The 24,156-nt window shown below is 51.0% G+C and carries 24 protein-coding genes, 2 tRNA genes and 1 pseudogene; 10 read left to right on the top strand and 17 right to left on the bottom strand.

Annotated elements, in window-relative coordinates; genetic code table 11:
• Positions 1-35 precede the first annotated feature (35 nt).
• Positions 36-3,008: a type I restriction endonuclease subunit R gene (locus P0592_RS07150; protein WP_276273590.1), complete on the top strand. Its 2,973-nt coding sequence runs from the start codon at positions 36-38 to the stop codon at positions 3,006-3,008.
• Here the strand turns inward: P0592_RS07150 and P0592_RS07145 are convergent.
• The 3 genes from P0592_RS07145 to P0592_RS07135 all read right to left on the bottom strand — a co-directional run bounded on the left by P0592_RS07145 (position 3,003) and on the right by P0592_RS07135 (position 6,829).
• Positions 3,003-3,554 carry a TATA-box-binding protein gene (locus P0592_RS07145; RefSeq protein ID WP_276273589.1) on the bottom strand — a complete coding sequence of 184 codons (552 nt, stop codon included), beginning with the start codon at positions 3,552-3,554 and terminating at the stop codon, positions 3,003-3,005. The genes P0592_RS07150 and P0592_RS07145 overlap by 6 nt on opposite strands.
• A gap of 198 nt (positions 3,555-3,752) precedes the next feature.
• Positions 3,753-5,720: a hypothetical protein gene (locus P0592_RS07140; protein WP_276273588.1), complete on the bottom strand. Its 1,968-nt coding sequence runs from the start codon at positions 5,718-5,720 to the stop codon at positions 3,753-3,755.
• Positions 5,720-6,829, bottom strand: a complete 1,110-nt coding sequence (locus tag P0592_RS07135) for a hypothetical protein (RefSeq protein WP_276273587.1) — start codon at positions 6,827-6,829, stop codon at positions 5,720-5,722. The genes P0592_RS07140 and P0592_RS07135 overlap by 1 nt, the downstream gene beginning before the upstream one ends.
• Before the next feature lie 250 nt (positions 6,830-7,079).
• Here P0592_RS07135 and P0592_RS20280 point away from each other — a divergent pair, with 250 nt between their 5' ends.
• A complete protein-coding gene (locus P0592_RS20280) occupies positions 7,080-7,235 on the top strand; it encodes a DUF7837 family putative zinc-binding protein (protein WP_473092229.1) in 156 nt (51 codons plus the stop codon).
• A 148-nt stretch (positions 7,236-7,383) separates the two neighbouring features.
• Positions 7,384-7,758: a hypothetical protein gene (locus P0592_RS07130; protein WP_276273586.1), complete on the top strand. Its 375-nt coding sequence runs from the start codon at positions 7,384-7,386 to the stop codon at positions 7,756-7,758.
• On the opposite strand, the gene P0592_RS07125 is transcribed toward P0592_RS07130, so the two are convergent.
• Positions 7,755-8,348 (bottom strand): hypothetical protein, encoded by a 594-nt coding sequence (locus P0592_RS07125; protein WP_276273585.1) that lies wholly within the window; start codon positions 8,346-8,348, stop codon positions 7,755-7,757. The two genes, P0592_RS07130 and P0592_RS07125, sit on opposite strands and share 4 nt — an antisense overlap.
• A gap of 128 nt (positions 8,349-8,476) precedes the next feature.
• Between P0592_RS07125 and P0592_RS07120 the strand changes: the two genes are divergently transcribed.
• From P0592_RS07120 to P0592_RS07110, 3 genes are all read left to right on the top strand, one after another.
• Entirely contained in the window at positions 8,477-8,803 is a 327-nt protein-coding gene (locus tag P0592_RS07120) for a hypothetical protein (RefSeq protein ID WP_276273584.1), read from the top strand.
• Between the two features lie 42 nt (positions 8,804-8,845).
• Positions 8,846-9,079, top strand: coding sequence for a hypothetical protein (locus P0592_RS07115; RefSeq protein WP_276273583.1), 234 nt, complete (start codon positions 8,846-8,848; stop codon positions 9,077-9,079).
• Between the two features lie 178 nt (positions 9,080-9,257).
• Positions 9,258-9,551 (top strand): hypothetical protein, encoded by a 294-nt coding sequence (locus tag P0592_RS07110; protein ID WP_276273582.1) that lies wholly within the window; start codon positions 9,258-9,260, stop codon positions 9,549-9,551.
• Between the two features lie 27 nt (positions 9,552-9,578).
• On the opposite strand, the gene P0592_RS07105 is transcribed toward P0592_RS07110, so the two are convergent.
• The 8 genes and pseudogenes from P0592_RS07105 to P0592_RS07070 all read right to left on the bottom strand — a co-directional run bounded on the left by P0592_RS07105 (position 9,579) and on the right by P0592_RS07070 (position 14,977).
• Positions 9,579-10,232 (bottom strand): rhomboid family intramembrane serine protease, encoded by a 654-nt coding sequence (locus tag P0592_RS07105; RefSeq protein WP_276273581.1) that lies wholly within the window; start codon positions 10,230-10,232, stop codon positions 9,579-9,581.
• Positions 10,233-10,241: 9 nt separating this feature from the next.
• Entirely contained in the window at positions 10,242-11,108 is an 867-nt protein-coding gene (locus tag P0592_RS07100) for a DUF2971 domain-containing protein (RefSeq protein ID WP_276273580.1), read from the bottom strand.
• 293 nt (positions 11,109-11,401) lie between these two features.
• On the bottom strand, positions 11,402-12,247 hold the full coding sequence (locus tag P0592_RS07095; protein ID WP_276273579.1) for a hypothetical protein: 846 nt from the start codon (positions 12,245-12,247) through the stop codon (positions 11,402-11,404).
• Positions 12,248-12,336: 89 nt separating this feature from the next.
• On the bottom strand, positions 12,337-12,594 hold the full coding sequence (locus P0592_RS07090) for a hypothetical protein (protein WP_276273578.1): 258 nt from the start codon (positions 12,592-12,594) through the stop codon (positions 12,337-12,339).
• 33 nt (positions 12,595-12,627) lie between these two features.
• Positions 12,628-12,888 (bottom strand): annotated as a pseudogene (locus P0592_RS20230) (HD domain-containing protein); the annotation flags it as partial.
• A gap of 220 nt (positions 12,889-13,108) precedes the next feature.
• Positions 13,109-13,227: transfer RNA gene (locus P0592_RS07080), tRNA-OTHER, on the bottom strand.
• 100 nt (positions 13,228-13,327) lie between these two features.
• Positions 13,328-13,399: transfer RNA gene (locus tag P0592_RS07075), tRNA-Tyr, on the bottom strand.
• Positions 13,400-14,032: 633 nt separating this feature from the next.
• Complete coding sequence (locus P0592_RS07070) at positions 14,033-14,977, bottom strand: tyrosine-type recombinase/integrase (protein WP_276273576.1); 945 nt, start codon at positions 14,975-14,977, stop codon at positions 14,033-14,035.
• 224 nt (positions 14,978-15,201) lie between these two features.
• Between P0592_RS07070 and P0592_RS07065 the strand changes: the two genes are divergently transcribed.
• From P0592_RS07065 to P0592_RS07050, 4 genes are read left to right on the top strand one after another with little or no spacing between them, the layout of a single operon-like run.
• On the top strand, positions 15,202-15,468 hold the full coding sequence (locus tag P0592_RS07065; RefSeq protein ID WP_276273575.1) for a hypothetical protein: 267 nt from the start codon (positions 15,202-15,204) through the stop codon (positions 15,466-15,468).
• A 54-nt stretch (positions 15,469-15,522) separates the two neighbouring features.
• Complete coding sequence (locus P0592_RS07060) at positions 15,523-16,698, top strand: hypothetical protein (RefSeq protein WP_276273574.1); 1,176 nt, start codon at positions 15,523-15,525, stop codon at positions 16,696-16,698.
• A complete protein-coding gene (locus P0592_RS07055) occupies positions 16,689-16,958 on the top strand; it encodes a hypothetical protein (RefSeq protein ID WP_276273573.1) in 270 nt (89 codons plus the stop codon). The genes P0592_RS07060 and P0592_RS07055 overlap by 10 nt, the downstream gene beginning before the upstream one ends.
• On the top strand, positions 16,945-17,610 hold the full coding sequence (locus tag P0592_RS07050) for a cyclin family protein (RefSeq protein WP_276273572.1): 666 nt from the start codon (positions 16,945-16,947) through the stop codon (positions 17,608-17,610). Before P0592_RS07055 ends, P0592_RS07050 begins: the two co-directional genes overlap by 14 nt.
• 70 nt (positions 17,611-17,680) lie before the next feature.
• On the opposite strand, the gene P0592_RS07045 is transcribed toward P0592_RS07050, so the two are convergent.
• From P0592_RS07045 to P0592_RS07025, 5 genes are all read right to left on the bottom strand, one after another.
• The gene (locus P0592_RS07045) at positions 17,681-18,181 is read right to left on the bottom strand and encodes a hypothetical protein (protein WP_276273571.1); all 501 of its coding nucleotides are present in this window, start codon (positions 18,179-18,181) and stop codon (positions 17,681-17,683) included.
• Positions 18,182-18,344: 163 nt separating this feature from the next.
• Positions 18,345-19,244 (bottom strand): hypothetical protein, encoded by a 900-nt coding sequence (locus tag P0592_RS07040; RefSeq protein WP_276273570.1) that lies wholly within the window; start codon positions 19,242-19,244, stop codon positions 18,345-18,347.
• A gap of 10 nt (positions 19,245-19,254) precedes the next feature.
• Complete coding sequence (locus P0592_RS07035; RefSeq protein WP_276273569.1) at positions 19,255-21,843, bottom strand: hypothetical protein; 2,589 nt, start codon at positions 21,841-21,843, stop codon at positions 19,255-19,257.
• Positions 21,809-22,489, bottom strand: coding sequence for an IS6 family transposase (locus P0592_RS07030; RefSeq protein ID WP_276272933.1), 681 nt, complete (start codon positions 22,487-22,489; stop codon positions 21,809-21,811). The genes P0592_RS07035 and P0592_RS07030 overlap by 35 nt, the downstream gene beginning before the upstream one ends.
• Before the next feature lie 42 nt (positions 22,490-22,531).
• Positions 22,532-24,070, bottom strand: a complete 1,539-nt coding sequence (locus P0592_RS07025; RefSeq protein ID WP_276273568.1) for a hypothetical protein — start codon at positions 24,068-24,070, stop codon at positions 22,532-22,534.
• Between the last annotated feature and the right edge of the window lie 86 nt (positions 24,071-24,156).

Below are 24,156 nucleotides of genomic sequence, written 5' to 3'. Positions count from 1 at the left end.
AAGCACAAGTTACGTCACTACTTCGATTAGTCCAAATGGCTCTTGACGAACTCCAGCTGGCCGAGAAACCAGCTATCGATATCCTCCAAGATGTTGGCTACGAGTACGCCTCTCCAGCCGACCTGGCGGAAGAGCGGACCTCTACCTCTGACGTCGTACTACTCGAACGTCTTGAAGAAAGCCTCCAGAGAATTAACCCAGACATCCCCCGAAGAGGCTTAGAAGAGGCAGTCACTCAGCTCACCAGTACACAGTCCCCGAACCTACTGGACGATAACCGACGTCTCCACGAGCAACTGGTAGACGGTGTCCAGGTAGAGTACGAGCAAAATGGAGAACAAGTCGGTAGATTTGTCAACCCTATAGATTTCGACAACCCGCAGAACAACGACTGGCTGATCACCACACAGTTCACCGTCCAAATCGGAGACAATCCTCGCCGCCGACCTGACATGGTTGTCTTCGTCAACGGCCTTCCTATCGGGGTTCTGGAGTTCAAGAATCCTACCGATCCGAAAGCCACGCTGGAGAACGCCTACGACCAAGTCAACAACCGATACTGGAACGACATTCCAACCCTCCTACGGTACAATGAGGTCGTCGGCCTAATGTCGATGAACGAAGCATTGGTCGGCGGTCTGAAAGCAGGCTGGGAATGGTACAGGCCGTGGCGGTACATCGAGGAGGAAGGTGACAACCCAGACTACTCCGAGGAAGAAGTCCTGCTTCGAGGAGTCTTCGGGAAAGAACGCCTCTTGGACCTGATCGAGAACTTTGTCGTCTTCAGCGACAAGGACGGTAAACTGGCGAAGATTCTTGCCGGGTACCACCAGTTCTACGGAGTCCGTGAAGCCGTTGAAAGCGCGAAAGAGACGATGGGCAGTGAACTCGGCAGGGCAGGAGTCTACTGGCATACACAGGGATCCGGCAAATCCCTGTCAATGGTCTACTTCGTCCGGAAGATACGCCGCAGCGAGGACTTCGGCAACCCGACCTTCGTAATCGTCACCGACCGGAACGACCTGGACGAGCAGATAGTTCACACGTTCAGCGATGCCGGTTACAACGTGGACTGGGCAGACAGCATCGAAGACCTTCGAGACCAGTTAGACCGGAAAGCAGGCGGCCTGGTCTTCACCACTATCCAGAAGTTCCAGACCAAGGACGACGAACGGGACTATCCCGTGGTGAACCAGCGTGAGGACATCATCGTCATGGCTGACGAGGCACACCGGTCGCAGACCGAGCAGCTCGGTTTGAATCTGCGCCAGGCACTTCCGAACGCCTCGTTCCTCGGATTCACCGCCACCCCGATCCACGAAGGCGACAAGGCCACTCGAACCACCTTCGGTAATCACGTCAGCGAATACACCATCGACCGGTCGGAACAGGACGGCTCCACCGTCCCGATCTACTACGAGTCCCGTTTCGCAAAACTCCAGCTCAACAAAGAGGCAATCAGCGAGTCGGTTCGGGAGCTGCTGGACTCCGGTTCAGAGGACCTGGAAGACGAACTTGTGGAAAAGTGGACAAACCTCCGCAGGATAATCGAGAACGCTGACGACCGGTTAGAACGGCTCTCCGAAGACATCGTCGAGCACTACAACGACCGTGAAATCGAGGGGAAGGCGATGGTTGTTGCCATCAGTCGGAAGGCAGCAGTGAAATACAAACGGTACATCGAGGAGCAGCCTGAATCTCCCGAGGTCGAAGTCGTAATCTCTGAACCTGAAGAGTACATCGACGATCCGCCGCCAGAAGGCGAACTGAAACGCCGGTTCAAAGACCCGGACGATCCACTGAAAATCGTGGTGGTCTGCGACAAGTGGACGACCGGGTTCGACTGCCCACCGCTCCACACCCTGTACATCGACCGTCCGATGAAGAACCACAACCTGCTTCAGACCATCGGACGGGTCAACCGCGTCTACAAGGACAAGCCCGGCGGCTTGGTTGTCGACTACATCGGTATCGCAGAGGATCTGCGGAAAGCCTTGGACAAGTACACGGCAGACATCCAGGACACGGCGATGGTGGACATCGAAACTGCCGTGGAAGTGATGGAGCAGAAGCACCACTTGGTCTCTCAGTACTTGTCGAACGTCGACTACGAGGGCTGGCAGGACCTCAGTGAGGTAGATCTGACCCGGCTAATTCACCGGGCGGAGAGCGAGGTAATCGAAACCGAGGAGAAGCAAGAGAAGTTCATGCAGGCTGTCGCCGAATTGAGACGAGCTTTCGCCCTCGTCACCCCGCACGAAGCTGCTAACAAAGTCCGATCAGACCTGCTATTCTTCGAATCAGTCCGGGATAGTCTCCGGTCGCTTGAGGCGGAAGGCAGCCGTCAAGACCAGGACATGGACTCGGCCATGAAGAAACTGATCGCAGAAGGCGTCACTGCAGACGACGTCGTGTCTGTGGCCGGGTTTGACAAGTGGAAGTCCGAGGAACCGATTGTCAGCGACGAGTTCCTCTCCGATGTCGACCGAGTCGAGGAACCTGAACTCCAGGCCAAGATGCTGGAGTCACTGCTGAAGAACGAGATCTCGACTCGGAAGCAGCAGAACCTGGCGAAGTACGAATCCTTCGAAGAGGAACTGGAGGACACGCTGAATGAGTACAACAACCAGTTCCTGACGACAGACGAGGTTATCGAGGAGCTGCGGAATTACGCCGATGAACTGCAGCAAGAAGACCGGCGGAAAGAACGCCTTGGACTAACCGAAGAGGAGCTTGCCTTCTACGACGCGATAAGCACCAACACGGAAACTGAGATACCCGAGGACAAGCTCAGCGAAATCGCAGAAGAGCTATGCGAGATGCTGAAGGAGAACGTCAACATCGACTGGACCAACCGGAAAGCCATGAGATCGAAGCTGAAGATCCGGGTCAAAGGCTTGCTACGGAAGAATGGGTTCTCCCATGACGATTATGGCCCGCTCGTTGATCCCATCGTCCACCAGGCTGAGGCTTTGTACGGTGATGTCACCGGCGAAGCAGGTTCATGAACCAGGAAGATCCAGCTCTGTAAGTTCCTCTTTCAGGCGTTCTACACCTGCTTGAGCCTGGCCTCGTTTCTTCGCACCTCCGATAATCACCTTTCCACTTGCAAAGAGCAGCAGAGTAACCTGATGGCCCTCAGGCCGGAAAACAAGGCCAGGGAACTGCTCAGGCTCGTATTCGATATTGTTCAATCCGAGTGCAACTGCCAGAGTCTCCAGATCAAGTTCTTGCCCGAGGTCCTCCATACAGACCAGCGTGGAGAGTTCAAACTCGAACCCAGGAGATTCCACTCCAATATCAGCCAAGCATTCTCGGAACCTCCCCAAGGCATCCTGCAATGAATCCTCACTCTCCGCCCCTCGTATCTGAAAAGATCCAGTCCGATAAACGGTGTACGCAGGCCCGTTTTCTTTTATCCGGATCGTGACCATGCTCGATGACTGAAAGTTCGAATCAACACAGGGCAGCTGATCCTCGAGTTCGGTGACAAGAGCCTCTAAGTCGATGTCCCGGCCGAGAGTTCCGGTCCCCATTGTGCTTACGACCTGCATTATTCAGCTGTTAGTGCCTGATAATCCATCACAGTGTTTAAATCCGTAGTACCGAGTATTCCTCGCTCATTCCCTTTTGCTGTAAGAGATAGGCAGTCGCCAGTATTTCATTAGATAGTTTCTTTTATCGCTGTATGTTCGTGGTGGAGATCAAGATCTCAGCTATCGAACCAGGCCGGAAGTTATTCAAGCAGAATCCTATCCTGTTTCCTCTGTATTCATCTTGAATAGTATTCCATCAAGCTCTTCGCTCTGTATATATCCCCGGAGCCGGACTTCCATCTCCACAAAATCATGAGGTGCGTTAGTATACGGGATTGACTCCAGAGGCTTGTTCGGCATATCAATTACCTCAGCTTCCTCTCCTGGCGTAGCTTCCAAATTGAATACTACGTCGTCTTCAACGAACTCCACCCCGTGGCTTTCATTCTCCAAGAGCAGGAGGGCAGAATACGTTTCCGTGGCTTCAGTGAGGACAGGAGTGTCCAAGAAGGTGTGATGAGAGTTAGGGAAATCGCTTCCGTGCGTGAACCGGTCGTCTTCTAAAAGCTTTCTCCGGTGCTCTCCGGCCCTGAAGAGGATTACTGAAGGACGTCTTTTCTCCACCTGATCTTCTATTTCATCGAGTAACTCGTCGACAGTATCTACCGTGTGCTCCTCGAGGGTCAGCCGCCTCAAAACGTACTCTCGATAACTGTCTAAGATACTCCGGAAGTTGCCTGTTGGAGATTTATGAACTGCTTCCTCAGGCACGAAATTTCGCTTACGTGGATACCCAACTGAGACCTTGATACCGTCAAGATCCGGGGGGAACGGTTTCTGCTTCAGCAACCCGATTTCTTTCAGAGCTTGCCTCAACAAGCACGAGCTATCGAATTGGTCGTTCACCTCTTTTTCCCAAGAGTCGACGTACTCTGATTCGATAGGATGGTTCCTCACCCGCATAATATCCTGTTTCTCAGCGTGTGACAGTGCTCTATCCAGGGTATCAGACAGTTTCTCTATTCTCTCGTTTATATCGACCTGGTCGTCTAGGAGAAAGTCCAGAGGATAGTCGTCTTCAAATTCTTCAATTGCATCCAGCAGGCTGTTGATCTCAATCCGTTCTCTGCTTCCTGTGGGGAATGGCAGTTCTTCAGGGGTAGAGTTCGAGAAGTTCTCTTGAGTGTCTTCGTCGAACAGATACAGTGAAAACGCCAAGTAGAACGAGGGTATCCAACTGTTCGCCCCCATAGAGGTCATAACTGGGCCGAGTGACTGCTGCAGTTGTCTGCTTGTCTCCCAATCCTCCCAGTAAGGCACCTCACCGAGAATGGATTGAATCTCGAAGTAGGTCTCTGTAAGAGAGCTAATGGAGGAGAAGTTCTGCTCGGCGTATTTCTGAAGCAGTTCCTCGATAAATTCTTCCTCAGAAATTATCCCCTTCACGTAGAGGTTGTATCCCCAGGAGTAGCCGGCGAATTTCTGTATCTGGATTCGCTTCCGGAAGGTGTTAGCGATCTCCTGCTTTTGATCAAGGAAGTCTTCGTTGTACTCGCTTTCCGGGGTTCCGAGCGGTAGGTACTGGGCTCGTTCAAATACTCTTACGTCCTCCAGGTTGTGGTGAAGTCGTTTGATAGACTCCTTACATCCGTTTTCAATAGAGCATCGCCAGAGCTCACGGTAGTACTGGAGAAGAGTGTCGATGATTTCCTGGCTTTTAGCTAATCTGTCGACACTGTCTACGTCTTCGAAGGTCTGAGTTGTTCCGAACTGGATATGGCTGAATCTCTCGAAAATATTCCCTACAGCGTCGTCAAATCCAGGGTTCGGATATGACTGCACATAGCACCCGGTGATGGAGTTAAGCAGTTGATCGAAGGCCTCCAGATCATTTGCTTGACGGGAGTAATTAGCGATCGCTGATATCGAGTCGATAATGCTTGTTCTAAGATCCTCGTCAGCACCGTTCTCAAGCACTGTATCGTACAGCTCGATGTACTGGCGTCTGCAGAAAGCATAGTTCGACCGGAACTGACCATTTGAGTCCGTTTCCTTGTCGATCAGTTCCTGAATCAGCTCTGCAATGTGAGAAAGATTATCTGAGAGTTCCTGTCCTTTTCCCTCCCGGATTGAGGCCTCTGCATTGTCGAAGAAGTGCTCCAGATAGTCTTCGTAGTTGGGCATCAGTTTTCCCTACGTGTCCGCACTCCACGACGCAGTTGTTCCGTGAGCTCTTCTACTGTCTCGTCATCGATATCTCCTTCTAAAGAGAGAACTGTGGTATCTTCAGCGAGAGACATACCCATTGTCGGGTTCTTCCTTATACTGGTAGCAGGCTCTTGGTCAACAATCTCTGAAACATTTTCCATCCTTTTCAAGTTGATATCTGAGATAACCCCTCGTTTTTCGATGTCCCTTGAAGATATTGTGGTCTGTTCTAAGCCGAAGTTTGGCATACCTATCGATACCTGTTCGAAGTTGTGTACCGTCTCTGAGAGTAGTTGGTTCGGGGTAGAACTTTCTCTTATGAGGTCCTTCTCTAAATCGGCTTTTGCGTATTCTTTAACCTCCTCGTCTAGATCTGTGTAGAACAAGAGATCTAATGCATCCAAGAATCGCCCAGCTACAGACACGATAGACGACACGAACAGTACAGCGGTTATATAGACTGGTAGAAGCCCTACGTCCTGTACTGACGATTGTGTGAAGGCGATTACTCCAAGAAGCAGGTTAGATCCGAAGACAAAGGTAACTGTCCAGATTGATCCAATATCTTCGACGAACAACCTTGTTATTTCGTCGCTTAGGGAGTTGCTGTAGATCTGTTCCCAGACAAAAGTCAGGGCAACGAAGCTGAAACCGATGATGACTGCGTGTACCTGCCATGCTGTTCCAAGTACACTGTTCTGGATGTTGAGTGTGAAGTCGTTTAGTAGAGTTGAATGAAGGAGAGAGATTGAACCTCCGACAATCACTGCTGCAGCAACTAGGGTTAGTCCTTTTAGAATCTCCACTCTCCGGCGTTCCCGAGATTTGAACACTCTTAGAAGCGGTAGAAAGCCTGAGTAGCTGTATTTCCGGTAAAGTGATCGCAGTTGCAGTGACCAAGGGGATAGGAAGAAACCTCGCTTCCACATCCATCCTAAGATCACGATGAGTACTGCAATGACGGCGGATATGAGGATCTGCCAGCTCACATCCAGAACCTGGTTGAGGAATATGAACAGGGCAGATACGATTACAACTAAACTCCCGAAGCGGATCACTGAGGTTCCCAGTGATCGCGTGTTCATAGCGGATATTTGTCTTCGGGAGGCCATTCTCTTCTGAGGAATTATTCAATCCACTGGTTAAAGCATAGTGTTGTTCTCTCTTCTCGTCTCTTTGGTTGGCTTGTCTGGAAGAATGAGGGGCTATGTTTTCTCTACTTTCACTGTGGTTACCTGACCTATATGCCCTTGGCAGTGTTCAGGTCTTGTTAGAGGGCGTTCCTGGCCCTCAGTCACACGCATCCCGAATGCCGTCCCCTCTTTGGAGGTTACAATGTCTGCTCATGAATCACCACAGCTCGGTGCCTGCCCGTTCTGCGGTGAGAAGATCCTTCCGCGTCACATCCTGATCCAGTACGAAACAGCTTCAGGCGAGGAAGAGGCCTGGACAGAATGTCCGGGCTGCGGCGAAGTCGTACACCCAACATGACACACCTGCTTAAGGAGGTGAAACAGTTTCTGAGGCCTTCCGGCAGCGAACTATTTGAGTGCCGGAACTGCGGTTACAAACTGGAGGAAGAAGCTGAAGAATGCCCTGAGTGCGGCGGAGAGGATATCGCCACCTACAGACTAGAATAATGAACCCGCCGGATGTAACCGACGAGGACACGCTCGAATACCGCTCCGAGGCTGTCAAGGAGATAGAGAACTGGATCAGGGAGAACTGCTTCGAGGCAGAGAATATTGGTGTGGTAGCCGGGCCTCAAGTCAACCGTGAGACCGGGCACTGGTGGGTGCATATCCAAGTCCAGCACAGAGACACAGGCAGAACTCTTAATCTGGATATGACGTATGCCAGAAGGCAACTGTCCACGGAGGAAGTCGCTCAGGAATACTCCCGGCTAAGAAACGATATTCGCCACCGATTCCGAGAAGCAGAGCTGCGTTTCTCCAACTTCAACGAGTACTACGAATCCGTAATCAAGTCGACCGAAAAGATTGAACTCGGTTAGATCTGCCACCTTATGCCGGTCATCATCGCGATGATCGCCAGCATCAAAACGGTCTGAACCAGGCCCCACTTCATCGTCGCTCCGAACAACTCATCCAAGCGTTCCGGGTCAGGCTCTGGTCTCGACAGCTCCACACCCATCTTCGTCGTCAGGTAGTGGAGAGGGCCAAACCCGATCAACAGCATCGTGACACCGATACCGAGAGCTCCCCACAGCCAGATACTCGGAGAATCCCAGTAACCCATCATCTCCGCCAGTGCGATACCCGAGGCGATCACGCCGACACTCAACGGTTCCGCCACGACAGCCATCTTCGGCACCAGCTTTTGATTGATCACTCCTGCTGCGTCATCCGGTACCTCGTCGAGGGCAGGACCGAGAACGAATTTGAAGAAGAAGTCGAGGCCGAACCAGAATGCTCCGAGACCGACGTGGACGTAGAACAAGGCCCGGGGATCTCCAGAGAGATATGCAGCGATTGGAGCGCCCAGGAAGAGCACGGCTGCTACAGCTGCAAACCGTGAGCCTGCGGAATTGATTACGATACCCAGTTCCTCTCGATGATTCGAAGGCCTGTCAAGAGTAGCCATAGATGCTACGTTGTGAACCCGTCTAAGCCCTGACGTATACTATTTATGGAACTACCTAATTTTGGTGTTTCCATATCGATGCCGGGGTCGGATTTATCAGTACTACTTGACATCAACTTTGTTAGTAGGTGAAGCACTGTATTTCAGAGGTAGAGTTTACAGACCACGCATTCGAGAAGGTTGATGGCAGCGAAAAATCCCGATGCAAACTCCCCGAGTCCATCATAGAGAAATGGATTCATAGAAGGACGGGGAACCAGTTCTACGACAAGGAAGAGGACACACTCCTGTTTATCAACCAGAAGACGGTCGTCGTCACAGATTACGAGCCTGAGGACGATGTCTGGGTTGTTGTAACAGTGTACCGCAGTCAGAGTCCTGGGAAGCAAGGCCTTGACCGGTACTCACAGGTAAGTCCGGAAGACTTCAAACAGTCTCGCAGAGAGAACCAGTAACGGCCAATCGGCTTTAAAGATACTAATCGGTGAATAGGTGTTATGCTGGAAGGATTATTGGAGAGCGAATGGACAGCCCTGTTCGTGTTAGAGGCCTTTGTCACATTCGCGGTGTTCGGAGCCTATCTCGGCGTTTTCTGGGCGCTGGGTGAAGTACCACAGCTGCAGTTCAGTCTCGAATCCTTCCTCAACCAGTACGGAATCGTATTTTTTCTTGCCTTGATCATTGTCCGTACCGGGAACAGAGTTCTGAACACAGTTATGAACGGAATGTAGCCTCCACTCTTTGGAATCAGAGCTGACAAGATTTTCTACCGCTAAAGTATAAAAACGAGCTCTGGAAAATATACTACAGAGTTTTTCGACAAGACTCGGAGGAAGATAACCAATCGACTACGTCAGGATAGACGGCACTGACTACAGAATCACGGAGCACGCTCGGCTTCGGTGGACTATGCGGATCAACACCTCCGAGAAATTGAACGAGGAACACATCGATAATAGTGTCCGGGTCAACCTTTCCGGAGGGTACGAACGAGGATTCTGGAACCAAGAGTACGGCGCAGTTCTCCTCGTAAGCGCGGACTCAATTTCCACAGTCATACCAGGAACTGACCTCGGCCTAAACGAAGACTTGGAACAATGCTGCAGGTGCGAGGCCTTGATTATGGAAGACTGCAGCCTAGATAACTGTCGCTGGTGTGGGGAAGAGGACTTCGAGAAGGCAGCCGTCTATTCTCAAACTTAGAGAGCACAGCGATCTTTCCAGGTACACTTATAGAATTTCTCGCCCGCAGCTGTTCCTGGCAAACCAACCATAAACGGCTCCGATGATCAGGCCAGAGGTATGTCCTCCGTTAATCCACCGAGGTTCGAAGTACGGACCAGTAAATGGGTCTATCAGCACAGTGATCAAGGCCATTGCTCCGATGAATACTGCGAACCATTCCGTGAGGTTGAGATCGTCGTGTCTTCGCGGCAGGTGGGTAAGTGAGTAGCCAGCGAGAGCATAGATCACACCGCTCGTGCCGTAGAACGCCAGTTGTTTCTCAGAGAATATCGCCATGAAGGCAGCACCGAGCGCAACTGTGACGTAGCCCGTTGCGACGAGAAAGATGATGTATCGTTTCCTGGACCAGTGACTCTCTATCGGGATTCCGACGACAGTGAGGCCGACAAGCGATGCACCAAAATGCAGGATACCCCGATGAAGGACAGGGGAGAACGGCCAGGCAATCCACGGATACACCCCGAAGATCCCAGTGGCGAAGACCTGGATACTGCTGAGACCTATCACCGCAGTCATAGCGACTTCTACAAGGAAGACAGCAGCAACAAAGGTCATCAAGACGTACGTGGCCGTAGAATCAGCTTCCAAATACTGTTGATGAGCTAATTTCAACGCGGAGAAAGCAGGGTTCTCACTCATCAATTGATCTTACCCACCATCCCACGGGTCGTCGTACAGCTCTGAGGACTTCACGTCCGCAAAGCTAAGTTCGAGATCGTAGGAGTTTGCCAGAGTTGCTTTGATCGAATCAACTACCCAGCTCGGAGAATCCGGAGCGATGTGAATTTTCTCTATTAGCTTATCGACATCTACCTGGACATTGAATCCGGTGCCATCAGGGACAGCAGTGTATATGGAGTATTTGTCTGAGTGGTTGATACCGAACGGCAATTCATAGTCACGTAGTTGATCCATCTCATAGATTTCCTCTCGGAAATAGTGGGTAAAGAAGACGTAGGCTCGAAATTCTCGTTCGTGACGGAAACTATCTCTCTTCAGGTGGAAGAGATCCTTGAAGTTGATTCCGTCGTGGAAGGCTACCTCGTTTATCGCTTCCTTCGAGTACTGATCTAGATCTTCCCAGGAGGAGTTGTAGTCTGCGTATCTAACGTGGCCCGCACCTATCGGGTAATCAGTCGCTGTATCTAATGCCTCGTTCATTTTGCCCACTGTGGACTCAATCGCAATGGAGCGACCAGATCGACCGTACAGGTCCCACATCCCGGCAGACTCTCCGTCGTTGATATGCCAGCAATTGAGGTAGGTGAGCTCTCTCGAGTATTCGGCTACTTCCTTGTACTCGTCAAACGACCAACCGGTGTCGTCTGCTTCTTTGTATTTCTCTTCTACAGCTTTCGGGATACCGCCCTCGTAGGGGTCTTTCTGGTCTGCTGCTTGATGGAAATGCAGCTGTCTGGTCTGTAGAATCCAGTTGAATTTTGGATATCCAATGTACCTCCAGATAGGGGTATCCGGCTTTGGATATGGGAGGCGGGAGTGCTCCTCAAACGTCATCTAATTTGAAAGGATTGACCGAGGCCTAATAAGAGATGCCCGGAGCCGAAGATATCTGCTTATTCATCGTCAGTGTACTCTATACGCTTCTCTGTTTCTTCGAAGGCCTCCTTTAGCTCTCGCAGGGAAACTCGGCGGGACTGACCTCGGTTAACGGGAGAGCACAACGGTTGTCTATCAGAGTCAGTTGGTTCTGCGGCCAAGTCAGAAAGCACCCTTCCCTGCTTCTGTACAGATTTTCGCGTTGCCGAGGCGCTCTGGATGTTCGACGTGGAAAGAAATCTTGTAGCCACCTATATCTCGTTTAGTGAAGGCTGCTTTTCTTGTTTTTCGCCGTCCTCCTGTCCTTGGTTTTCGTCGAGGCCTTCCGAGCTGTCTTCGTCGTCTTCGTCTCCGTGGTACTCGTCTTCGTCGACGTCCGGTGGGAACAGATAGTCCTCTTTTCCTTCCTCTTGACTGATCCAGACACCGTCTTCGTCTTTGACGTACTCGACGCCGTCCATCGTCATTGTCTCCCGGTCTTCAGAGTCTTCTGCGGTATTGTCGGGGTCATCGGATGAGTCGTCGCTGTTGTCTTCGCTTCCGAAGATCACGTCACCACTATCGAAGGACTCCGTCTCCTCTTCGGTGTCGCTACTTTCGCTGTTTTTTCTTGGCTCGGAGCTGTCGTTGGAAACGATAACAGAATCTCCGTCCTCTCCTTCTTCTTCCTGGTCGACGTCGTCTTCGGGGTCAGGCTCTTCACCGGACTCCGAGGCTTCAGAATCCTCAGCGTCTTCTTCACCACGTTCCTCCGGGCCAGCTCTAAATTCATCAGAACCTTCGTCTTCGCTCTCCTCTAACGGTTTTACTGAGTTAGCGGGAGGAACATCATCCTCGCTCATTTCTTCGAACTTGTCATCAGCTATGCCATCGACGTCGCCACGAACAGCCTTCCTACAGTATTTCTGCTCCCTCTCTTCTTCATACTCCAAGAGGTCAGGCCCTTTCTCTCGTCCAGGAACCATCTCAGTGATACGTGGCTTCACGTAGTTCCCACCACTGTATGTCGCCCTGCCATGGTCCTTCTCAATACGCACGAAGATATCTATTTCCTTCGATGTAGGCCAGTATCCTTTCTCACGGTAGAACTCGAGCACTTTCTTGTACGCGAAATCGTACCTGTCCGATATCTTCCCCTGTCTCTTCAATTCGTTGTAGGCCTGGAGGCTGGTGTCCTTGATTTCGATTACTGCTCACCTCCGTTGTCGATGAACTTGATCACTTTCGACAGTTCGCCGGGATCTACACTGTCTTCAGGGAGAGTGAACTCGTCGACGAAGTCAGAGGCCTCAACTGCTGTACTGAGTGCAGAAACCCTCCCCAGGACAGCCTGCTCTTCGTCGGTTTTCCGTTCGTGGATAACCTGTTGAAGCTCTTCGCACGGATCCAGAACGTCGAACCACGCGGCCTTTCTGGAGGAGATGTAGTCCGCACGGTGATGCAATTTCTCTAACTCAGTCTCCGGTTCCTTCCCTTCATACCAGGCACCGTTGTGGCTGTCGATGCAGCCGAGAACTTCGTCCGGAAGATCTGCTTTCCTTCCAAGGTACCGGGAGGCGACTCTGTCGTGATCATCCTGAGTCTCATACTCATCGCGGGGTGGGAGACCTTGCTTGAACAGGTCGTGAAGAAGAATACCAGCACGTCCGTAGTCGAGATCTTCCTCTTCGATGTGTCCGAGCTCTACTTCTGTCCGTGCTAAATCTTCTAAGGCCTGGAAACTTCTCTTGGTGTGCAGCCAGAGACCGTGTCTTCCTCTGGTATCTGGCGGATGGTACTTGCCTGAGGAAGATGCAGCTATAGTCCAGAAGTAGTCAGGGCAGTGCTGCAGGAAGATGTTGATAACCTGTTCTCTGAGTTTGTCTTCTTCGATTTTGTTGATTTCTGGGAGCCGGCGAAGCAGCTCATCACGGTCAAGATCTGGAAGGTCGTTTTCGATTGTACATCACACTCGTAGATGCCGCCTCCGGGATTCAAACCCGGGACATGGATACAGCAGGATTAATCGGTCGAGGCTCGTCAGCCAGACCTTCTCTACTCTGCCAACCAGAGGCTCTGTCAACTGAGCTAAGACGGCTTGGAAAGACAGCCGGACTTAGGCCGTATCGCAGCAGGTTTCCCTACTGCGCTGTCTGCATGGCCATGAGCCCCTTGCGAGGCTTCTTATCCGGCTGAAATCGCCTCTCCCCGATTTGAACGGGGGACTCACCGCTCTACAGGCGGTTGCTCTACCGCTGAGCTAAGAGGCGAATGTGCAGGGCCTTCCGGGAACACATTGCTTCAGGGAGGAATGAGGTGTCTGCCCACCCTTGTCCCCGATTAGAGACAAGGTGTCTACGCACACCGGTTCTCGGCTCTCGCTCGAGACCTCGCGGGAGGCCTCGTGCGAACTTGGTTTCCTGTTGAAGCAGCTCCCCGAAGGAGCCTGCAAAAGAGGACAGGCAGGAAGTGATCCTGCTTGCAGCCTCGGATTTTCATGACTTTAGGGCTCTGTCCCCACCCTGGTTCTCTGCAAGACTTTGAGCCTCTGGAATGGCTCTAAGGTGATTAGGAGTGCCAAGCTGCGGCAGGTTCTACCTTACCTATGAGAGTTGCAGCTGTACACCCTGTTAAACTCGTCTCACAGACCAGGGCGTGTAGAACTAAAGGCCTGTAACCTTCCGCTGTTCCAGTCACTGTTCGTGAAGTGCAGGGGGAGGAAAGTTGCCGCTCCACTACAGCAGGAACTGGCAGGCAGGCAAAGTTGTAGGCCTTCAGACTGTGCTCCCGTCACTACCGAAGCGGGTGAGTTACCGATCGGTTCCAGGAGACTGCTTCTAGTACCAATTTACCACTAGCTATTTTTAAAGATAAGCCGTGAGAGCAAGAGAAGAGATCAACATTCAATTACCTTCTCCTGCGATGAGGCCTTGGACTTCGTCAGGATCGAACTGAGTGTAGTGGTCGGTCATATCCACATTCCCGTGACCAATATATTTCTGAGCGACCACGGGACCGTGCTCTTCCTTGATTCGAGTGTTTCTATTGTGGCGCATCCAGTGAGGAGTCACGTTCGTCTTTTCCCCGTTTTCCACCCTCACTTGGGCCTGGGTAAAGGCGTGCTTGACCGCCCTGTAAATCTTCCAGTCCTTCAGTTCGAAGATGAACTCGTCTTGTCCGATTTCATTCTCATCAATATACTTCTGCATCAGCTCGGCAGCACGAGAGGAGAGTTCGACAGTACGTTCTCCAGCTTCAGTCTTGGTGACTTTCACTCCATCCGCACCATCGTAGGCTCTCTCAATCTTGACTGCAGCCGGCACCTCGTTATGATCGAAGTCGATATCTTTCGGCTTCAGAGCTGCAACCTCTTGCTTCCGGCAACCCGTATCGAAAAGAATCCTCACGACCAGTTCCTGGAACTCGGTTCCCTCTTGACAGGCCTGCTCAATTTCGTCATCAGAGAGGCGTTTCTCGACGTTCTCTTTCTCCTCATCTTCCTCTGTTTGGAAGTTGCCGATCTTCATCATATCCTTGAGGTCATCGATCTGTGACCTACCTCTGAAGGAGAAGTCCTCTTTGAAGAAGTCGAGGAAGGTTCTGATGTGGCTTAGACGAGTGGAGCTTAGTTTTGGTGAGTCAGGGTATTCCTGGAAGAACTCTTCTATGTGGTCTGCAGAGGTGTACAGGTCCTCCTCTGTTTCGATAGGGAGGGTTCGGTCGTTTTCTCTGCAGTACTCTGCGAAGGGCTCGATGGTGTACTTGATTTGGCGGTGGTAGTTTGGCGTGTTTTCTTCCTCTGAGTGGCTGAGGAAGCGTTCTAAATTGACGTCTACATGTATCTCCATAAGTAGGTTGTGTCAGAGAGATTTTTATTTTTGTGTGATTATACTACATAATCAAACAACTATTTCGATGCAGTTCTCCGGGTAGAATTTCAATCGATAATATATCTCTATCGGGTGCTGTTTTTCCTCGATTTGCCTTTTAGCTAAAAGGATTTTATAGCTATAACCCAGGCCAATTTCCCTACCCTAAAAATAAAAAGAAGTGTGTGAAATATGATGATAAGATGACCGAGCTCAAAGACTTCAGCAGAGACAAGATTGAGCAACTGAAAGAAGATGTCCTCACCCTACTGGAGGAAAATGACGGAGAAATCTACAACAGGAAACTAGCTACAGATGAGCTTGATTCTGACACCTACAGCTGGTCAGAGAACTCCCTCAAGATGGCCCTGTCCAAACTCAGAGATCAACTCGAAGAGGAGGGAGAAATCAGGGTGGAAAAGGAGGATACTGACTCAGTTGCCCAAGCCAAGTTATGGGTGAAAATATGATATCCCGGTCTTCAGCACTTTCTCACGACTATACTACTCACAGGTGATTCACGATTGTCAGATGATCATGGAAACATCAAAGACGCCGTATCTTCTCAAAACTCAAAATCTACTGAACAACCTTCTATCGAGATCCACGTACCTCAAGGCCTTGATGCCGAAATCCAGGTGAGGGAAGAGGAAGACCTGGAAACAGTATTAGCGAATCTTGAGTTACTCGCTCGCCGCCAAGACTTCGATGACGAAGGCCTTCTCTCCCGATCGGTAGCTCAGGAACACGAATCAGAATCCATTGATGAGGATCTTCTCGGCTGGATTCAGCAACTCGACGAGAGCATAGGGGAAGTCGAGCAGCATCTTCAAGAGCTCGATGAGAGAATCGACCGGCTCGAAGAGGAGTCCACCTTCGATGACAGCCAGCTTGATACCCTTACAGACCGGATCCGTGATCTCGACAAAACTGTTGACGAGCTACCGGACGATGTCTCCAAGCACCTTGCGGAACTCCAAGACGAGATCTCTTCTCTCAGCGAGGATATTGACGATGTTGAGGACTACGCTGCTTCTCTTGATGACGATTTAGAGGAGTTGAGACAGAAAATATCTGAAGACGACACGGAGGACTCTAACGAAGAATCAGAGGAAGATGATGGCGATGAACAGTATGACGCAGATGAGAAGGAAAACTGGTTCATCGAATTATCAATAGAAGACCGTAGACAGAAAATCAGGCCCGTAATCCAGGAAGAGCAGCCAGTGGGATTTGAAGGGATATGCAGGGAATTATTCGGTTTCAAACCGCACTGGGAGAGCCGTCTGTATGATACAGTCCACGCAACTATCCAGTCGTTCAAGGATGAACTTGTTACTGAGAAGGAGGACGGAAGTTCGATTTACGCATTCTCAGAGGAAGCCTTCAAAGAAGAGAACGAGGAAAAACAGGAAGAAGAGAAGGAAGTGGAGGAAAACCGCGGGCCTTGGCCCTTAGATGAACTTGACTACGAGAGCCGGCATAAGATAATCTGCGTTGAATGCGCTCCCGACCCCGAACAGTGCGTGTTCTTCGACTACAAAGGAGCTAAAGATCACAAGGTGGAGACCCGTAAGGACGAAGAAGTCAACGGGAAGCACAATTCCTTCATCGCAGCGTTCCTTCCCTCCGGATTCCACAAAAAACCAGAAACTGTTGAAGAAGTCGTCAACCGAGAGGTCGGTGACCAGTGGATCTGAAACCGTATCTGAAGAAATTGGCCGGTTTCACGGCCTCATTCCTGATCTTCCACCTCTCCATCATCTCCGTACTATTCGTCACACCTCCGATTTTCCAGTTACCACGGTTCTTCCACTGGACAATACTCGTCAATCCGGAGTACCTGTTCTACTCAATCATCGGTTCAGCCGGGATCTACTACTCGATCCAAACCTTCGAAGACTCGGAAACAGAGCTCCGAGAAGAGTTTGAGGAGGTGAATCTCGATGTCAGCCACTGAACTTGAGAAATTCGTCGACAACTACAACCAGAACCTGGGTGACGAGCAAGATCTGTTGAGCAAGCTTTCCAAGCTCGGTGCAGGCCTCGAAGTCAGTGAGGAAACCCTGGACAAGGCAGCTGAACTCATCGACAAATATAGGGATCAACTCGAGGTCGAAGAAGACCACTTGCCGCCTGCCTCTCTCCACATCGCCTCAAGACTCAACGACGAGCCCAGAACTCAGAAAATGATTATCTCCGAGCTTTTGGCCGATCGGCATATCCTCAACCAGAGGACGGCCCAGTACACGGAGAAGGATTTGAGGCGACAGGTCAAGAAGACGGTGAAGAAGCTGAGAGAACACATCGATGCCGAGTTATCCTTCGTCCGGAGCCACGAGCATCTTCCCTACCTTGTCTCTCAAATCGACGAAATCAGAGAGAATGATGAAGTTGTGGAGCTGGCAGAGGAGTACTGCAGGACCATTCAGAGTCAAGGCGGTTTGTCTCGAAGCAAAGTAGCGATCGCCGGAGCCTGTCTCGAAGCAGCGGTCGAGGAAACCGGCGTCGACTACACGCTTAGGCACACCGAGTTGGCGGAGATCACCGGGATGAACAGCACCACTTTCGAGAACAACTTGGCCGCAGTTCAGGAAACAGTTCTCGACTAACCCTCTTCTCTTCCTTCTTCCTTCTTCCTTCTTCCTTCTGGATCCTCAAGATGTGCCGGGAAAACCAGTGCTATAGATTCTTCGCGATATCGTTGAGTTCCTTGGTCCGGTCATCGGTGATCCGCTCCGCCGGTGGCTCCTGATCCTCCTCTTCCTCAACCGGGAACAGGGTCTGCAATCGGTTCTTCTGACGCTTCACTCCAGGGTGAGACAAGTCAACTGTAACCGGATAATCCCCGTTGATGTCCTTGTTGTCCGAAATATTGTCTATCAATCTCAAGGATAACGGGTAGAACGAATCCTGCTCCGCATCCCAGGTCCTGCCGTCGTGCAGATCCAAGATGATAGAGTACACCTTCTCGAACTCGTCGTTCTCGTATTCGACCTCGTCGTTGACTTTGAACTTCAGCTTCCTGCGTTGGGCAACAGAGGCCCGAGTCCGGGCCAGTAGACGTGGCCGTTCCAAGATAACCTTCGCACCGTAGTTGACTTCAGGGCTGTATCCCCGGTGCTCTCCTTGTCCTTGCAGCCATTCGAGGAACTGCTTTTTCGCTCTCCAGTAGTCGGTCATAGTGTTCAAACAGGCCTCTCACACCGCAACGCTCACTACAGGATTTAAACATAAAGAGTTTTTCCCAGAAATAGGCGTTTCAGGCCTTCTAGGGCGTGATTTCGCTAGTAGACTAGTACGCTAGTTCCACTAGCTGATGATGGACTAGTCGGATCTGTACTGCCTAAGCGAACTCTTTGGTGATGCTTGCTCCGATGACAAGGCCTTGGAACAGTTTCACGGCCACGTAGTACCCGGCCAAGAGATACATAATACTGTCCAAGATCACGATTGCTTGGCCGACGTAGAGAAGCGGTTCTGGTGCAGACAGGATCGTGGTGTAGAACTCTACCAGGCCTCCTGCGTTTGACGTGTTGATACCTCTGTGGACGCCGTAGAAGAATCCGAAGGTTATCGGAATGTACCGTTTCAACGGGAGGTAGACTCCGAGATCTGCACCGTACAGGTACAATGCAGAGATGAACATAATGGAGAATGCTACAGCTTTGAATCCGAGACTGGTCAAGCCGTGGATGTAGGCGAAGACAACTCCTGCAGGAACAGACCCGGCTACCATCGCAAGAGGGGCGTTCTCCGTTTTTTCGTAGATAACGATCGAGATCACGGTACCGAGACCGAGCAATGAGATGCTTTCACCTCCAGGTGCGAGAATCAGGTTGACGATATCCCGTACCGAAGCTGGCTCACCGGTCATCGCAGCGGAAGCATACATCCTACTTGGTAGCCGGAATACACTCAATTGGACGTTTGAGACCAGTGTTCCAAAGTTCAACACCACTAATGGGAGTACTGTTGCGAAGGCTGATTGAGGCCACGAGGCCTCGCTTTTCGTCAGGCTTCCGCCGACGATGTAAATCATCAGCCAACCGAACAAGGTCAACAGGAAGAACGCTGCACCAAGAACGAAGACGTCGAACTGGTTTCCGCTCCCGACTGTTCCCTGGATAGCGTAGAGGATGAATCCTCCTGCAGAGGCGAATGTGCCTAATAGAATGACGAATAGGTTGACGTAGTCGTACTCTAAATTCTTTGTACTCTTTAGTATAGCTGTACGATCTGCCACTTAGTCAATTTCACCTCTTCCGTATCCAAGCTATCAGGAGGAAGCCGAACACCGCTGTCCCGAGCAGTCCTGCGGAATCTCTCGTCGGTACCGGTACCTGTTCCACCTGTCCCTTGCACTCTCCACTGTCTTGGTAGCTGTAAGCGCTGGAAAGACTGGAGGACAGGCACACCTTTTCGGACTTGACCAGTTGATCTGGAAGCTGCGGCACCAGCTTCATCAGTTCCTGGACTGGGTCAAATCGTTGAACCGGCTTGACCGTCACCGAGAGAGGCCCTGCATCTCCTTGACTGGCTTCGGTGTCGAATTTGCAGGTGAATTTGCCGTCTAAGCCGAGTTCTCGGAGCTTCTCCTTACTTGGGATTTTGAATCTAGCCTTTATTAAGATACTCGAGGACTGCCTGTAGCTTCCCTGAGTCTTGCTCGGAACCAGTGTAGTAAGGTTACTGCGGTACGGCTGCTGGACGTTGACTGCGGATTTCACGTCGACGAAACTGCAGGCGGTCGAGTTCCGCGTGGCAACGGTAACCCTGTTCGGTTCCTTGTCGAAGTTGTAGACAGTGATGTACTTCACCTGGGTTCCGCCGTAGCCTACTTTGTAGTACTGCTGAGTGTCGAAAGAGGCCTTCACCGTCGTATTGTTCTTAGGCTTCGGAGGAGGAGCTGATCCGCCGCCGGTTCCTCCTCCCTCGCTTGACGTCCTGTATTTGTATTTCAGGATGCCGTTGTACGTGCCTTCATGGAGAGACGAGTTACCGTAGTCGTCCGGAACGATGACGAAGATGCTGTCCTGTGTTTCGTTGATGTTGAGGCCTGAACCAGAGGCATTGACATCTACTGAACTGGATTCCCTGTCGTCCCACTCCGGCGCGTTGTCCTTGTCCAGCTTGATCTTCAGCGTGGATTCCTCGGTGACGTTGGAAGGAACCTTGACGTTGAAGTTCAACTTGACCGTGTCGTAGTAGCTGCTCGGCGTATTCAGCAAGACCTCGTAGTCCTGACCATACACACTACCGGTACTGCAGCTGTAATCGACTACGAACTCTTTCTCGGCCTGTGCAGGAAGATCGACAACGCTCCGATTCTCCTGGCTACAGGCACTCTGGTTGAACGCGGTCGTTGTCGACAGGTTCTCGAGGTCAAGGTCTGCCGTGTTGTTGACCTGGGCATTCCGTGTGGCCTTGATCGTGGACCCGATGAGAACAGTGTCGTTGACCGGTCTAACTTTCGATAGATTCTCTGTGATGTGGTCGACGGTGAAGGTCCGGTTCCAGCACTCCCTCGTCAACAAAGCATCTGTCTTCGAGATATTCCCCTGTGTGTCGATGCTGCAGGTACTGGAGAGATCGACGTTACTGAGTGAGATGTCGAGGGTTTTCAGATCTGCTGTGAGCTCTGTCCTGTTGAAGACGTACTGGCTTGTGAGTGAGCTCGTCTTCGAAGTGTTCTGACCCCGGTTGACTGTGGAGAGTGTTTCGTTGACGATCCAGTCTCCGTGGCTTTCCACCGTATGAGTAACACTGCCGCCTCCAGAGAGAAGGCCCGTCCACTGATTCGTGGAATCAAGAGTGCCAGGTATGGAGAGCTCGACCGTGTAGTTGATCGAAGACGAGGCCCCATTACTCAACGTATAGGTCTGATTCAGGTACTGAGTACTGAGACTGCTCGACTGTCCTGTGTCCTGCCTGTGCCCGGTATCCGACTCCGAAAGATCCACCTCCCTGTTTCCAGAGTAAGCACCCTTGCTATCACTGACATTCACCGTCCCCGTGAATGGGAAATTGATCTCGGATTTCAACGTGGAGTTCGTGAACTCGAAAGCAGATGAGAGGCCGTGGAAACCACTGATATCCTTGACCCCTACAGGATCAAGATCGAAAGCCAGCCTCCTGTAATTGGATTCGTTGACGACGACTTCACTGCCTGTAATCCTCGGCTTGGCATTCGTGATCTCAAAGCTGTAGTTATTCCCGATACTGGTGACCGCTCCAGCGTCGTCCTCCGCATTATCCACGACAACACTGTAATTCCCAGTACTGTCCGCAACGAGTGGAGGAGACGCCCAGTACGAGGAATTGACTTGAGTCCCGTTCTTCGTAGAGAAGACTGTGGCAGAAGTGTTCTCCCCAGTGAACCTTGTCGCAACTACACTGCCATCTGGGTCAGAGACGTTCGCAAGCAGCCTTACAGTATCCCCGTATTCGATGTTGCTGTCATTCCAAGTAGCAGAATTGTATACAGGGGCCTTGTTACAAGAGTTAGTCTCCCAACAGAGGTAAGGATATTCCCCCGAATCCCCTAATTTCCAATTTCCATCAAAGGAAAAGTTCGACATATATGTTTCAGCGTCTAAACCAGTCATTTCAGATGTGGTAAGTCCTGTTCCTACAGCACTTGTAGACACTCCAGTTGCTTCAGTATCCCAATAACTACTATCTGAGCTCGAACAACAAGCGTATCCAACAACGCCCCCGACCTCACTATCTCCAGATATACTTCCTACAGCAAACATATTAGCCCAATCACCGTTTCCAGAACCGATTATTCCTCCTACATGGCACTGTCTAGTTCTGGACCTCCTCAGCAGGAGTGCGTCCATCTAACGCTTGATTCGGCCGATGTCGGTTGTAGTAGTGTCTGAAGCGTCTGAGCCAGCGTGTCGCGCTGGCCTGACTGCCCCGCCAGTACGAATGGAAGCGGGTGAGCCGCATTGCGAGGGTCTGAAACCATTTCTCGATGTAGTTTCGGTCGTGGTAGTCGAGCCACCCGCTCAAATCGTGACGAGAGAGGGCAGTCAGGTAGCCGCCAGCATCAACCAGAAACACCGTCTCGTCGACATCGTGTTTCTCGGTGAGGCGGTGGAGGAACGCCGCCGCAGGATCGGTGCCGCGGCGGCTGTAGACATCGACGTCCAGGAGCAGTTTTGAGTTGGTGTCGATCGCAGCGAACAGCCAGTGTTTCTCGCCATCGATCTCAATCTGTGTTTCGTCGACCGCGACAAACGTCGGCGAAATCCTTGGCGGGTCGCTCTGTGTCTCGGCCAGCGTCTCCTTCCAATTCCAAATCGCTTGATGGCAGCGATCGACACCCAGCCAGCCCAAAACAGCCTCGACTTCACGCAACGACAACCCCATTGAGTGAAGTCGAACCGCGAAACAGCGCACGGGTGTCGGCGTGCGCTCGTTCTCCCAAGCGTCTTGATTCTCTATCTCTAACTCCTCTTTGAGGAGGTTTGCGAGTTGCATGGACACTTCTCGCTACAACCTCCTCGCTCCTCAATCTCTCAACTAGACAGTGCCTCCTACATTCTTCCCTCCTGTTACTGAGGCATCTGTATAGGAGTCGTTGAGTGTTCCTCCACCCCATTGTCCTATTATACCTCCAGCCCATTTTTGACCGTATTGTGTTGAGCTACTACTTACAGACCGAACACTTCCGCCTGTGAAGACTTCATTTATTTTCGTTTCTGAATAAGTCCCACCTCCTTCAGCACCAGCAAGTATTCCGATATGCTGACTACCAGTTATATTGGCATTTATTATAGCTACTTCCGTGATTATAGCATCTTTTACAACAGAGAATAAACCAGCTCCAGCATTATCAGGCCTATCAACATAAATACCTTCGATAATATGCTGGTTGCCGTCTAGTACGCCATTCCAAGTATCGTTCCAACCGCTATCATATTTTGTCGCTAATATCGGGTCGAAACCTTTCCCGTTATCCCATGTATCGCTACCCGTACAATCTATATCGCTTACAAGCTCGTAAGTCGCTGTTTTATTAGCATCTATATTTTCCAACTGCTGACAAGTTTCAATTTCGTAAGGATCACTAGATGTTCCTGATCCTCCTGCAAATGATCCGAGAATCCACATCCGCAGATCGTTGGTTTCGTTCTCCAGTGAATCGATCTTGTACTGTAGAGTGGTTGTGGTGTTTCCGGGGATTGTGGTGTTGTAGGCCTTGATACTGTAGTTCGATGTGTCGTTGAGGAGTGTGGCTGTCTTATTCACTTCCTGGGCTGTGTCAACAACCTCTGAGTAATGATTGTCGTTGAGTTCCTCAGTGTTTCTTCCGAGGTCGACTGAGAGAAGCTCTTCATCTTTTGGGTGTGCGAGGACGATTGTGACGTTGTGTGGATTGTACTCGTACTTTCTGTCGTACTGCATCAGGAAGCGGTCGATGTAGTCGTCTGAGGGTGTGTTGAGGCCGTCGTACTTGTTGATCTGACCATCTACCGGGATCAGTTCAGGATCATCTCCGCTGTAGATGTCTTGGTAGCTGTCTTGGATTGTGCCGTTGTAGATCAGGTCGTAGTTGATGATGAGGTGTTCATAGTGAGCGTTGACCGTGATGTTCCACCGGGCCTTGTCGTCCGCAAAGGAAGAACTGAATACCGTTCCTCTCGCCGTCGATTCGTTACTGTAGAAGCTGTCCGAGTACTGAAAGTAGTTCGCAGGAAGACCTGTACCTGTGGAGCTGTTTTGCCCGAGTAGTGCTGAGGCCTCTGGACTGGGGTATTCGTAGTTGTAGGCAAGTCCGTACTGATAGTTCAATGTGGAAACTCCGCTACTTTCTCCCCAAGACTCTCTGGTAAAGCTCCAGTCAACGACAGCGTGATCTGTGGCGTTGGGAACGAAGATTTGCCGAGGCGTCAGTGTCTTATTCAGGTAGCTGGTTTCAAACCTGATTGCTGAGTCACTGACGAACGTGGTATTCACGTTTTCTTCGGTCAGGCCTGCTACTTTGACATCGGCTGCTGACGCCGACGTTGTGAGAAGCAAAGCTGCTGCTAACAGAAGCAAGGCCTTCCGGTCAGACATATAAAAAATAGGTAGAACGTTATTTAAAAAAGTGCATTCCCTCGGACACTCAGCAGTACTACTCTCTTACTCCTAATCTGCATACC

Source organism: Haloarcula litorea, assembly GCF_029338195.1.
In the GTDB taxonomy this organism is placed as follows: domain Archaea; phylum Halobacteriota; class Halobacteria; order Halobacteriales; family Haloarculaceae; genus Haloarcula; species Haloarcula litorea.
This window is presented reverse-complemented; position numbering and strand designations above follow the sequence as displayed.